This window comes from Legionella nigrisilvae (assembly GCF_977063395.2).
The window spans coordinates 111,390-123,885 of record NZ_CDRUGZ020000021.1 but is presented as its reverse complement, the minus strand read 5'-3'; the positions used below and the strand labels follow the sequence as shown (position 1 = coordinate 123,885).

Below are 12,496 nucleotides of genomic sequence, written 5' to 3'. Positions count from 1 at the left end.
TGTTGTTGCTTTCTTTCTTGAGTTTGATTTATTAACTAAATGAATGTTCTATTCTAACTAATAAAAGGGCGGGGGTTAGCCGTATATTAATTATAGATATGGGTACAGAATCTATACCCATATAGTTTGGCTAAAAATTAAAGAAAATTTCTAGGTTAAAGCAACTAAACTTGTGGTAATTGCTGAAATACAACGCCTTTCGATAAATTAGTTATTCTTTCTTTTCTTTCTTTTCTTTCTTTATTTTAGGTTTTACAGGGGCGGATTTTTTAGCCGCTTTGGTTTTCTTTTCAGGTTCCTCAGTTTTTTTAGAAGTTGTTTTTTTTACTTTAGGTTTAGTCACCACAGTTTCAGTGATAATAACCTCTTCTACTTCAATGACTGTCTCTGTAGGTATGGTTTCATTTTTGGTGGAGGTAGGGGCGGGCTCCGTTTTGCCCTCCATCATGCTGTCCAGAACATCATTTTTCAATTTTATTTTCGGTTCTTTCTTATCAATAAGACGAATAATATTCTCTTTATGCTTGTAAAGAATTAAGAGCGCCATAATGAAAATGGGGGGAAAAATATCCAGGCGTTGAATCAACAGTAGGGAATAAAATGGAGCGAAACCAACTGCAGTTATGGATGCTAAAGAGGAATAGCGTGAAAATTTGGCAACCAGCAACCACGTTGCTGCCACTGAAATACCCACCAAAAACTGGAAGCCTAAGAGTGCGCCAATTGCTGTTGCAACTCCTTTTCCTCCTTTGAAGTCAAAGAAAACAGGGTACATATGACCAATAACAGCAGCTAGAGCGGTAAATCCAATGGTTACTGGGTCAGCACCTAAGAGTTTGGCAATGAGTACTGGAATAGTACCTTTGAGAAGGTCGGCCACCATAACCAAAGCCGCATATTGTTTTCCGGCAATGCGTAATACATTGGTGGCACCGGGATTTTTTGAACCCTCTGTACGTGGATCAGGTAAGGAGCAAGCCCTGCAAACAATCACCGCCGAACAGATAGATCCCATTAAATAGGCAAGAACTACCAAAAATATGAATAACATCACCGATTGCTCCTTATCCGGAAAGTAACTTATTATTAATTAATCTTTATTGGGTAGCAAGTACTTGTGCCGTAACTTGAATTTTGAACTTGAAACGCGTTATCCGGGTTTCGATACGCTGCATACAGGCTACAATTTTTATTATAAAAATAGTGCTTGTAAGTCATTGGTATAACGTCTGCCAAAAGCCGTGACTTGCCAATGAGCATCGGTTAGCGTGATGAGCTTTTTTTGTTCGGCTATTTTGAGCTTAGAGAGTAAAGCGCTCAGTGGTCTTCCTGTAGTCTGGGCGAACAGTTCTAATGGAATCGGTTGTTCTAGGCGGGTGGTGTTGAGCATAAACTCAAATAGCAGATCTTGGGGTGTCACTAGATCCCTACTGGCCAAAAAAGGTTTATTTGAGTCGAGATATTCTTTAGGTTGACGATGCTTACGCGTTCTTAGGATACCTTCTGAGGTTGTTATTTTGCCATGAGCTCCGGCCCCTATACCTAAGTAATCCCCAAATAACCAGTAATTCAAGTTATGCCGAGCTTGTCGAGTAGATTGCGCAAATGCAGAAATTTCATAGCGTTCAAAACCAGATTCCTTAAGTAAGGCGAGTCCTTCTTCTTCTAAGTGCCAAGCATCATCTTCGGAAGGTAAGGGAGGTTTTTCTTTGTAAAATACCGTATTTGGTTCTATGGTTAACTGGTACCAAGACAAATGTTCGGGTTGATGGGCAATCGCCGTCTTTAAATCTTCGATTCCTTGGGCTACGCTTTGCTTGGGTAAACCATGCATAATATCCAGATTTAGATTGTTAAATCCGGCATTTCTTGCGGATTCGATGGCCCGATGCGCCTGTTGGGCATCATGAATACGGCCCAAAGTATTTAGATGTTCCGGATTGAAGCTTTGAATCCCTAAGGATAGTCGATTAATCCCAATGTGTCGGTACTCAGTAAAGCGTTGTTGCTCTACAGTGCCAGGATTGGCTTCCAGAGTAATTTCAATATCTTCAGCAAAGGATAAAAGCCGTCTTAATTCGGTAAATAAGGTATCGTATGCTTGTGCGGAAAAAAGGCTAGGAGTGCCACCGCCAATAAAAATAGAGCAAATATCACCTGCTTCAAAGTGTTCCAGATCAGTTTTTAAGTCAGCAATAAGTGCCTGGACATAATTTTGTTCCGGTAAACTCTCAGGACTTTTATGGGAATTAAAATCGCAATAAGGGCACTTGCGAATGCACCATGGAATATGAATATACAACGATAAAGGGATCATTACTCTTTTTAAGACTGGCTTGTTTGGGAATGCAATAGTATCATGTTGCGAGTTTTCTAACAAAAAATGTAATCATGCAAGTTGCTTTCTTTCCTGCTTAGCGAGAGAGAATTTGTGTTGATTACCGCTAAATAAGAGGAAATCACATGGCAAATAAACGAGTTAGAGTGGCTGTTACTGGAGCAGCTGGACAAATTGGTTATGCATTATTGTTTCGAATCGCTTCTGGACAAATGTTTGGTGCAAACACTGAAGTAGAATTAAATTTACTTGAGCTAGAAGCAGCACTGCCTTCTCTAGAAGGGGTTGCAATGGAACTGGATGATTGTGCCTTTCCTTTATTGAAGCGTGTGGTTTGTACTTCCGAATTGAATAAGGCAATGGATGGAGTGAATTGGGCTTTGTTGGTTGGCTCTGTACCTCGCAAGCAAGGTATGGAACGTTCTGACTTATTGCAAATTAACGGAGGCATATTCACCAAGCAAGGGCAAGCAATTAATGATTACGCAAGTGATGATGTACGTGTCTTTGTGGTGGGTAATCCATGCAATACAAACTGCTTGATCGCAATGAATAATGCGAAAGACATCCCAAATGATCGTTTTTATGCTATGACCAGTTTGGATGAATTAAGAGCACGCAGTCAATTGGCTAAGAAAGCTGGGGTTGATATTACCGCAATCACTGAAATGACCATTTGGGGTAACCATTCGTCTACCCAATATCCTGATTTTTATAATGCGAAAATTAATGGGGTTTCTGCAGCTAAAGTGATTGATGAGTCTTGGTTAAAAGACACATTTGTTTCTACTGTACAACAACGGGGTGCTGCAGTAATTAAAGCGCGCGGTTCTTCTTCTGCTGCCTCAGCTGCCAATGCCGTGATTACTGGTGTTAATCGTTTAGTGACTGATACTCCTGCTGGTGAATCATTCTCTATGTGCCGTAGCTCTCAAGGCGAATATGGGGTCGATGAAGGTTTAATCTTCTCATTCCCATGCCGACGTGAAAACGGAGAATTGAAGGTTGTAGAAGGCTTAAGCTTCAATGACTATGGTCGTGATATGTTCCACAAAACCTTAGATGAGTTAAAGCAAGAGCATGATACAGTAAAAGATTTGGGTTTGCTGGGTTAAGAATAGTTTTTTAATGCTGCTTGAATGCTGCAAAATTCTTGTCTATATGTCATTCCCGCGAAGGCGGGAAATGACATAAGATTTTTTTCAACAAAACTCCCTAAGAAAAGTTGTTGACATAAAAATCAAATCTAGGGAAAAATTCTTTCTCAACAATGAATAAAATCGTAGTTATAGATGTATCTCTCAACCTAAATGCCGTTATTTCAAACAAATCGAGGCTTAAATTCCTCGTGTTCTACTACTGAAGGGTGCTCTTGACGGTTTTTATATTCTTCACTTTGATATATTTGGAACAATTCTGAGCCATCCAAAACTTCTTTGGCTTTAGAATTACGTAAAAGCGTAGAAATAGAACGTCCATTGGATAATATTCCATTCAATTTATCCACCAGCTGTTCTACCTGTACTAAAGGATTGGGATGGTCCTGTAGCATATCAGGCAAATATTTAATTATTGCTTTGGCAATTTGTTCGTCAGTTAAGTAAAAAATTAAGCGTGTACTCGCTATTTGAATGAACTTCTCTTTAGACTCCATAATCAAATGCAATAAAAATTCTGGCTCTTTTTGTAAGTGAGAAATGAGTCTTTGACTAAACCCAAGCTGATCTCGGTGAGCGATTAATTTGGTATGTAAGCTTGATTCTTGCTGAGCATGAATTTTTTCGTACATGGCGTTTAACCATGGGACAAACTCAACATCTTGTTGTGTGTCGTTAAATTGGAACCTTTGGGATCTTTTAGGATGAGCAAGATACTTATCCCAGTTTATAGCTGGCATTTGATGTTGTGCAGCCAAAGAATCAATTGCATCTTTTATAGGTGCAAAATTAATACGCCATTTTTCTAAATGGTGTAACGTTGCACCTAAAGCTTTTACCAGCTCAACAAATGTTGCTTTTTCATCAGGCTGATAACGTTCAATTACGTCCTTTAGTTGCTGGATTTCAGGATAAGTATATTTTCCGTTTCTCATCGGTATTAAATGAAAAACAGATTTAACAGCTTCTATTAAAGCAGAAAAAGGGTCATCCATATTCATCCTCAGCAGGAGCAGGCCCTTCTATAAAGGTAGTTTATAAAAAAAGAAAATGCCAAGCTTTTTTACATATTGCCAGTAATAAAGGTGGATTTTCTAAAAAACACGCTTAAAATCGAGTATTTTTATTGCATTGCAGCATATTCTGTACTTAAATTGTCCATCTTTCCATACTTCGAAAGGTATAGGTAAACGGGGTCCTTTGAGGTGATTGTTTAGATTAATTCTGATACAATAAGTCCTTTATTTTTTCTGGGGTGGTGAGGTATGCAGTCTTTAAAAATAAACTGTATCATGATTATTGCCATTGTTTTATGGGCTTCAGCATACGTTGGAATACGCATTGGATTGACTGGTTATTCCCCAGGCGCACTTGCTCTTTTACGCTTTATGGTCGCTTCACTCTGTATGATGGTTATCTACTACGGTCTAGGAATCAAAAAACGAGTACTATGGAAAGATCGTCTTCAATTACTGGTTGCCGGCATGGCGGGCATTGGAATTTATAATATTTGTTTGAATTATGGAGAGTTGAGTGTCTCTGCGGGCATAGCCAGTTTTGTCATGGGTTTAATGCCGGCAATGACCATTCTTTTATCCCTGGTTTTTTTACGCGAGAAACTGGCGCGTGGGGTTTGGTTCGGGATTATAATTAGTCTATTGGGTTTGGCTTTATTAACGATTGGTGAGAACACAGAACCTGGAATACAACAAGGTATCACGGCGATTTTGGTTTCTGCTTTAATGGGCGCAATTTTAACGATTATTCAGAAGCGATTCGTGAGTGTTTATCATCCGGTTGCGATTATTGCCTGGGTAATGTGGGGAGGAACCTTATTGTTATCTATATTTCTTCCCGATATGCTGCAGCAAATTAGGATAGCTGAGGTGCAAACTACAGCAGCGGTTGTGTATATGGGTATTTTCCCAGCCACTCTGGCTTATTTAGCATGGGGTTATGTATTAAAATATTTATCGGCCTCCAATGCATCCATCTCTTTATATGCTCTACCCATAGTATCCACATTAATGGGATTTCTTTTGTTAAACGAACAACCTTCATTACTTTCTCTTGTGGGTTGCAGTGTTACTTTACTCGGTGCTTTTATTGCCAATCGTTTTCAAATGCGCCTTACTTTTACTCAAGAAAGACAATTACCTAATTAGTCTAGGTGAAGGCATAGTTCGGTAACCTGATTCGGCAAGCTTGCATAGCATAAATTACACTTCAATGCCCTAGGCTATAGAGACTATTAAGTTTCTTATTTATTCTCTGTGAAAAGAGACGAACAGGGTTTATACTCTTGATTTTGATGTTATTTTGTGAGAATGCTCATGGAATTGAGAATTGATAATACGCCCTTTAAAGCTTTATTTCAGCCCTTAGATTTAGGTTTCACTCAACTAAAAAATCGATTGTTGATGGGATCTATGCATACCGGCCTTGAAGAAGATAAAGAGAGTCTGAATCGTTTAGCACAATTTTATCGAGAAAGAGCGCTTGGAGGAGTTGGACTTATCACAACAGGGGGATTTGCTCCCGATCGTGCTGGGCGTTTAGCTCCGTTTGCTGCCAAACTAACGAACAGCAAAGAGCAGAGTCGACATGAATTAATCACTCATACAGTACATGAAGCAGGCGGTAAAATCCTCCTGCAAGCCTTGCATGCAGGCCGCTATGGCTTTCATCCATTTATTGTTGCTCCCAGCGGTATCAAATCACCTATTAGCCCTTTTAAACCCTGGGTAATGAGTCAATATCGCATAAAAAAAACCATCAAACATTTTGCTCGTTGTGCGCGTCTTGCTCAAATGGCCGGTTATGACGGTATTGAGATTATGGGCAGTGAAGGGTACTTAATTAATCAATTTATTGTGACACACACCAATCAGCGTCAGGATGAATGGGGTGGAAGTTATACAAATCGTATTCGCTTTCCTGTTGAAGTAGTTCGGAGTGTACGAGAAGCGGTAGGCGAAAAGTTTATTATTATTTTTCGTTTATCAATGCTTGATTTGATTGCTGATGGCAGTAATTGGGAAGAGGTAGTCATTCTTGCCAAAGCGATTGAAGAAGCAGGTGCTACCTTGATTAATACAGGTATAGGTTGGCATGAGGCACGCATTCCAACGATCGCTACTATGGTACCTGCAGCAGCATTTACCCATATAACCAAGCATTTGAAACCTGAAATAAAAATTCCGGTGATTACCTCCAATCGCATCAATACCCCTGAATTGGCTAATCAATTAATCGAGTCTGGGGTGGCTGATATGGTTTCAATGGCTAGGCCTTTTTTGGCGGATCCATTGTTTGCTGAAAAAGCCAGAATAGGTGAAAGCGAAGCAATAAATGTATGTATTGCCTGCAACCAGGCATGTCTTGATCGAGTTTTTGTAAACAAAACCGCCTCCTGTTTGGTGAATCCACGTGCATGTAATGAAACGGAATTGATTTATGAGGTCACTGCAAAACCAAAATCTATCGCGGTCGTGGGATCGGGGCCTGCCGGGCTTGCTTTTGCCACGGTGGCTGCAGAACGCGGGCATAAAATCACGTTATTTGAAAAAAGCAACCAAATTGGTGGACAATTTAATCTCGCTAAAAAAATTCCAGGTAAGGAAATTTTTCAACAAACTTTGGATTATTTTAATTATCAATTGCAAAAATATAAGGTGACTATCCTGCTCGATACCGAAGCAACAGCCGAGTTATTACAAGATTTTGATGAGGTTGTTTTAGCAAGCGGAATTAAACCACGTGTTCCTGAGATCAAAGGCATTGACCATCCTAAAGTTGTTAGTTACATCGATGTGGTTACTGGAAAAAAAGAAGTAGGTCAACGAGTGGCTATTATTGGCGCGGGTGGAATTGGCTTTGATGTGGCTGAATTTTTAACTCATGAGCATCCAGTTCCAAAGGATCAATTTTATAATGAGTGGGGGATTGATATCCAAGGAAAATATCGTGGTGGCATCAAACCTCCGGAAGTAACTCCAAGTCCTCGTGACGTTTATTTGTTACAACGTAAAAAGGAAAAAATGGGCCAACGTCTTGGCAAAACAACAGGTTGGATTCATCGTTTAAGCCTGAAGCATAAGCAAGTCAAAATGATTTCTGGTGTACATTATGAAAGGATTGATGATGAAGGTTTGCATGTAAATATCAATGACAAAGCGCAGATTTTACCCGTAGATACAGTGGTTATATGCGCTGGACAAATCGAATTCGCTGAATTGTATACCCCTTTGAAAGAGGCAGGAAAACTCGTGCATCTAGTGGGAGGTGCCTATAAAGCATTGGAGTTGGATGCACGCCATGCCATAGATCAGGCCTGTCGATTAGCAGCATTGATTTAATTTAAAGCTTGGCGCGAAGGGGTAGTCGGAACTCAGGATTTTTTGATAATTATACAAATTATGTGCTGATCTTTTACAAGTAAACTATAATAGCAACAGAACAATTAATACGGATTTACCCTAATCAATTCATAAATATAGTGCATTATTTTGTTTATTTTGTTATTATACTGTTCAATTTTTATATCACTTAGCCTATTAGAGGTTATGTTTTAATCGATCAGGATTTTTATGTCTCAAGAAATCACAAGCTTCGCGTCCTTTAATTTTTCAGATGCTTTAAACAAAGCACTAGAGGACATGAAGTTTACTACACCATCTCCAATTCAAGTACAAACAATTCCCTTATTGCTGGAAGGTCGTGATGCGATTGCTCTGGCACAAACCGGAACAGGGAAAACTGCAGCTTTTGCTTTGCCTATATTGCAGAATTTATCTCCTAAGGTGCAAGGTACTCAAGCCTTAATTTTGGCTCCAACTCGCGAATTAGCAATACAAGTTGCTGAGCAGTTTGAGCTATTAAGTGCGAACCAACGTGGTATTACTGTTGCTGTTTTATGTGGCGGGCAAGATTACAGTCGTCAATTAAAGCAATTGAAAGCAGGGGCTCAGGTTGTGGTGGGAACTCCAGGCCGTATTTTAGATCATATCGATAGGCGTACTTTGCAATTAGAGAATTTGCGTACGTTTATTCTGGACGAAGCCGACGAGATGTTGCGTATGGGCTTTATTGAAGATATTGAAACCATTATGGCAAAACTGCCCGAAGAAAAACAAATTGGTCTTTTTTCGGCAACGATGCCACATCGTATACGCCAAATTGCCAATACCTATTTGCACAATCCGGTTTCTATCGAAATACGAACAGAAACGGCAACGGTTAAAAGTATTGAGCAACGCTTTTTATTTGCTTCTGGACATCAAAAACCTGATGCATTATTGCGGGTGCTAGCTGTAGAAGAATATCAAGGGGTTATCGTATTTGTGCGCACTAAAAGCAGCACTGAAGAAGTTGCCGAGTGTTTACAACAACAAGGATTGCGCGCGATGGCCATTCATGGCGATATTACCCAGGCATTACGTGAACGCATTATTGCGCAATTCAGACAAGGAGCAATTGATATCCTGGTAGCAACAGATGTAGCTGCACGGGGTTTGGATGTAGAGCGTGTAACTCATGTAATTAACTATGATTTACCTCATGATAATGAAACGTATGTGCATCGTATCGGTCGAACAGGGAGAGCTGGACGTTCTGGAGTCGCTGTTTTATTCGTAACACCTAAAGAATCGCGTTTAATAACCAGCATTGAGCGACATACCCGTCAGCGTATTACCAAAGTAGCCGTACCCAATGATCATATGATCCAAGTGGCGCGGCAGGAACGTTTTATGGCCAATATTACTGCACGTTTGGAACATGAAAACTTGCCTTCATACAAACGCATCATTGAAGAGTACATTAAAGAACATGACGTTTCCGCTGTAGATGTTGCTGCAACACTTGCCTTATTACTCCACAAAGATCTTCCTTGGCAAAAGGAACAAGCGTTACCTAAAGCGTCACGTCCTGCTAAAGAGGGACGTGTTGAGCGTGGTGGCAAATTTGAACGTTCTCGGCCAGATGAGCGAAGAGGGGGTTCTAGTGACAAGAAGGGGTTCCGAGAAGGTCGTGAACAGCGTAAAAAATTTAATGACGACTTTGTAGAACAAGATTTATTCCGGATTGATGTAGGTAAAGTTCATGGAGTAAAGCCAGGGAATATCGTCGGTGCGATTGCCAACGAAGCGGGTTTACAAAGTAAACAAATCACAGGTCTGAAAATTCATGAAGATCATTCAACAGTACGCTTACCTAAAGGGATGCCTAAAGAGGTCATGAGTGATTTAACGAAAGCCTGGGTTTGTGGGCGCCAATTAAAAATAACCTTGATTGGTAGCGCTTAATAAAGTCGTAACCGGATCTCTATAAAAATATCCTTCCTCCGGGTGTTGTTGCACCCGGATACTTCCTCGTTTTATTCTTTCAGTTATGCTTTATAAGCCAAAAATGCTGCTGTGGTAGCGGCGGCAGCAATCACCACCAAGCCTGCAGTGACCGGTGTAAAAAAAACATAGGGGTTTTCAGTTCGTTCTATCTTATTTTTGAGATCGTTTTTAACATCTATAATCTTTTCTTTCACTGAATTAATTCGGTTATTGGGATTGGTATTTTCAGTTAAGAGTGGTAGATATTGTTCCAAAAATATTGTATTGGCAGCACTTAATTCTTGAACTCGTTCATCGTCTTCAGAGTAAAATGATAAAGAACTGCGAGCAATTGCTTCAAAAACAATGGCACTAAAATGTAATTTATCCTGTTCACTCCAGTGTGATGCATCAGTTATTTTGGAATTTAGTTGGTAACGAGAGGTAGGCGATTTATTTTCGAGATAATGATGAATTGCTTTGGCTAATTCATCCTCATCAGAAAGAATTTGTTCCATACAATCCAGACATTTAAGGAGGAAATTTTGTTCAAAAGTCATTTTTGGAGCTTCCCTGGCAAAAATACTAATATAAATATCTTTTGATTAAGGAGCAATGGGAAACCCTTCGAGATGGTCTTCTTGTCCATGAAATAAGCATATTTATGATTTAAATAGTTGATTTTAGAGTGACTGAATTTACTTAACCTTTTGATAAATATATTAAAATAATGAAAACTAGGTTTATGCAAAAAAATTGCTTATGAATGATCTTTCATACTATAATGCGGGTGGCTTTTTGTTTTTAAAATAACCAGATACACTCTTCAAAATTCAGTGCAGTAGCAATTTTATAATAAGATGTCACTGCTTTATTTAGGATTAGACTTAAGGGTATTCATGAAACTGTTAGCAACTATAGGGGCTTTTTTATTTTCCGGGATTATTTGGGCTACACCTCTTCATAATATAGTTGTATTTGGTGATAGTTTATCTGATAACGGTAATTTATATAAATTTATGAAGTATCAATTACCCCCATCCCCACCTTATTTCGAAGGTCGTTTTTCAAACGGACCTGTTTGGATCGAATATGTAATTGCTTCGTACTTCCCTGAAAACCCTGCGGGACATTTATTAGATTATGCTTATGGTGGTGCTGGTGTGTCTGAGGAAGAAGGGGCTGATGATGTCTTATTTACTTTAAGAAGAGAAGTAAATAATTATTTGATGGAGCATAATGATAAAGCGAGTGAAGACAGTCTTTTTGTAATATGGATAGGCTCAAATAACTACCTTGCTTTTCCATCTGATACCGAACAAACATTGCATGATGTGCATTCAGGAATTGTAAACAGCATCCATCGATTAGTAGAAAAAGGGGCGAAACATATTTTAGTGGTTAATTTGCCAGATTTAGGACGCACTCCCGCTGCAATTGAATTCGGTTCAATTAACGAAATGACTTATTATGCTCAAGAGCATAATAATATGTTAAATAAGTCCATTGAGGAATTTAAACAAAAATACCCCGATGTAGAGTGGTTATACTATGATTTGCATCAGGCATTTGAGGAAGTCATGATGCATCCTCAAGATTATGGATTCACCAATATCACGGGCACTTGCGTTAATTCTGTAGTGGATGAGATAACCAAAAAATCGGTTTTAAAAATGGCGGCAGCCGTCAAAAATAAAATTGCGCCGGATGCATGTAACGGTTATCTGTTTTTTGATTTAGTACATCCAACTGCCTTAGCGCACCAAATTCTGGGAGAAAAAGCCAGAATAATGTTGGATCAAGCGGGTATAGAATTAACAGATTAACTCGCCTTTAATTTATCTGGATGCAGCATATTTCCCTATGTTGTATCAAGCATAAATTGAGCTAGGAACATGTATTAGGATGATATGAAAAATAGTACAAGGATAGTTTTAATATTTTTTTTGGTATGTTCAGCTGCTTTTGCAGACAAACTAACCATCAAGGTAGAGGGCAAGAGTATCGATTTGCCTTATTGGCCCGCCAAGAAAGAAAAATATGGCGCAGTGCTCTTAGTAAATGGAGGAGCACAGCCACAATCTACCCTTCTGTTAGATAATCTGGCAAATGAATTAGCACAAAATGGATGGCAGGTTGTATTACTCAATAATAAAAGCAGTACTGCTGTAACCTGGATCAAACAATTTCCGGAAGTGGTCACGACTTTGCGGAATCAAAAAAACATGCGTATAGTGGTCGTACACTATGGGGAACAATTAAAAGAAACATTTGATTATCTTGAAAAACCCCCCGTTCCTGAAATTGAAGGATTGGTCTTGTTATCCGCATACGATATTCCTCCATCTAAAAATAAAAAGCCTAAATTAAATATGCCCGTCTTTGATATTGTTGCTCAGTTTGATTTTGATTTGACAAAAGAAGAGATGGCAGCAAGGAAAAAAGAATTTGGCCCGGATAAAAACAATTATTTAGCTTTAGAGATACCCGGTGCTCATCATGATTACGAATACAGTAAACAACTTCTCTTTTCATTTATTCATGGATGGATGGTAAAGTTGCCCAAGTTTCACCCTAAATCCCCTCCCGTGATGTACTCTTATTTAGGGCCGATCACCCCTTTTTTAAAAGATTCGGCTTTTAACTGACCCTGAAGATTTCTTTTGGTGCACTTT

The 12,496-nt window shown here is 39.2% G+C and carries 10 protein-coding genes; 6 read left to right on the top strand and 4 right to left on the bottom strand.

The genetic code is table 11. From position 1 onward, the window contains the following. Nucleotides 1–211: 211 nt before the first annotated feature. Complete coding sequence (plsY, locus tag ACWTE2_RS11775; RefSeq protein ID WP_454785472.1) at nucleotides 212–1,054, bottom strand: glycerol-3-phosphate 1-O-acyltransferase PlsY; 843 nt, start codon at nucleotides 1,052–1,054, stop codon at nucleotides 212–214. A 138-nt stretch (nucleotides 1,055–1,192) separates the two neighbouring features. After that, a complete protein-coding gene (hemW, locus tag ACWTE2_RS11770) occupies nucleotides 1,193–2,317 on the bottom strand; it encodes a radical SAM family heme chaperone HemW (RefSeq protein ID WP_454785471.1) in 1,125 nt (374 codons plus the stop codon). 146 nt (nucleotides 2,318–2,463) lie between these two features. Between hemW and ACWTE2_RS11765 the strand changes: the two genes are divergently transcribed. Further along, nucleotides 2,464–3,453, top strand: a complete 990-nt coding sequence (locus ACWTE2_RS11765; RefSeq protein WP_182392633.1) for a malate dehydrogenase — start codon at nucleotides 2,464–2,466, stop codon at nucleotides 3,451–3,453. A 206-nt stretch (nucleotides 3,454–3,659) separates the two neighbouring features. Here ACWTE2_RS11765 and ACWTE2_RS11760 read toward each other — a convergent pair whose 3' ends face one another. Then, nucleotides 3,660–4,490 carry a hypothetical protein gene (locus ACWTE2_RS11760; protein WP_454785470.1) on the bottom strand — a complete coding sequence of 277 codons (831 nt, stop codon included), beginning with the start codon at nucleotides 4,488–4,490 and terminating at the stop codon, nucleotides 3,660–3,662. Between the two features lie 270 nt (nucleotides 4,491–4,760). Here ACWTE2_RS11760 and ACWTE2_RS11755 point away from each other — a divergent pair, with 270 nt between their 5' ends. The 3 genes from ACWTE2_RS11755 (at nucleotide 4,761) to ACWTE2_RS11745 (ending at nucleotide 9,800) form a co-directional block, all read left to right on the top strand. Further along, on the top strand, nucleotides 4,761–5,660 hold the full coding sequence (locus ACWTE2_RS11755) for a DMT family transporter (RefSeq protein ID WP_454785469.1): 900 nt from the start codon (nucleotides 4,761–4,763) through the stop codon (nucleotides 5,658–5,660). Between the two features lie 168 nt (nucleotides 5,661–5,828). Continuing rightward, on the top strand, nucleotides 5,829–7,853 hold the full coding sequence (locus ACWTE2_RS11750) for an oxidoreductase (protein WP_454785468.1): 2,025 nt from the start codon (nucleotides 5,829–5,831) through the stop codon (nucleotides 7,851–7,853). A 231-nt stretch (nucleotides 7,854–8,084) separates the two neighbouring features. Beyond that, nucleotides 8,085–9,800: a DEAD/DEAH box helicase gene (locus tag ACWTE2_RS11745; protein ID WP_454785467.1), complete on the top strand. Its 1,716-nt coding sequence runs from the start codon at nucleotides 8,085–8,087 to the stop codon at nucleotides 9,798–9,800. Between the two features lie 83 nt (nucleotides 9,801–9,883). Here the strand turns inward: ACWTE2_RS11745 and ACWTE2_RS11740 are convergent, their stop codons facing one another. Beyond that, the gene (locus tag ACWTE2_RS11740) at nucleotides 9,884–10,381 is read right to left on the bottom strand and encodes a hypothetical protein (protein WP_182392638.1); all 498 of its coding nucleotides are present in this window, start codon (nucleotides 10,379–10,381) and stop codon (nucleotides 9,884–9,886) included. 339 nt (nucleotides 10,382–10,720) lie between these two features. Between ACWTE2_RS11740 and plaA the strand changes: the two genes are divergently transcribed. Both plaA and ACWTE2_RS11730 read left to right on the top strand, forming a co-directional pair. Then, nucleotides 10,721–11,647, top strand: a complete 927-nt coding sequence (gene plaA, locus ACWTE2_RS11735; RefSeq protein ID WP_454785466.1) for a GDSL family lysophospholipase PlaA — start codon at nucleotides 10,721–10,723, stop codon at nucleotides 11,645–11,647. A gap of 84 nt (nucleotides 11,648–11,731) precedes the next feature. Then, the gene (locus ACWTE2_RS11730; RefSeq protein ID WP_454785465.1) at nucleotides 11,732–12,469 is read left to right on the top strand and encodes an alpha/beta hydrolase; all 738 of its coding nucleotides are present in this window, start codon (nucleotides 11,732–11,734) and stop codon (nucleotides 12,467–12,469) included. Nucleotides 12,470–12,496 lie beyond the last annotated feature (27 nt).

Excerpts from the sequence above, each read along its gene's own strand:
- hemW (WP_454785471.1), bottom strand. The coding sequence starts at position 2,317 with ATGATCCCTTTATCGTTGTATATTCATATTCCATGGTGCATTCGCAAG.
- ACWTE2_RS11765 (WP_182392633.1), top strand. The coding sequence starts at position 2,464 with ATGGCAAATAAACGAGTTAGAGTGGCTGTTACTGGAGCAGCTGGACAA.
- ACWTE2_RS11760 (WP_454785470.1), bottom strand. The coding sequence starts at position 4,490 with ATGGATGACCCTTTTTCTGCTTTAATAGAAGCTGTTAAATCTGTTTTT.
- ACWTE2_RS11755 (WP_454785469.1), top strand. The coding sequence starts at position 4,761 with ATGCAGTCTTTAAAAATAAACTGTATCATGATTATTGCCATTGTTTTA.
- ACWTE2_RS11750 (WP_454785468.1), top strand. The coding sequence starts at position 5,829 with ATGGAATTGAGAATTGATAATACGCCCTTTAAAGCTTTATTTCAGCCC.
- ACWTE2_RS11745 (WP_454785467.1), top strand. The coding sequence starts at position 8,085 with ATGTCTCAAGAAATCACAAGCTTCGCGTCCTTTAATTTTTCAGATGCT.
- ACWTE2_RS11740 (WP_182392638.1), bottom strand. The coding sequence starts at position 10,381 with ATGACTTTTGAACAAAATTTCCTCCTTAAATGTCTGGATTGTATGGAA.
- plaA (WP_454785466.1), top strand. The coding sequence starts at position 10,721 with ATGAAACTGTTAGCAACTATAGGGGCTTTTTTATTTTCCGGGATTATT.
- ACWTE2_RS11730 (WP_454785465.1), top strand. The coding sequence starts at position 11,732 with ATGAAAAATAGTACAAGGATAGTTTTAATATTTTTTTTGGTATGTTCA.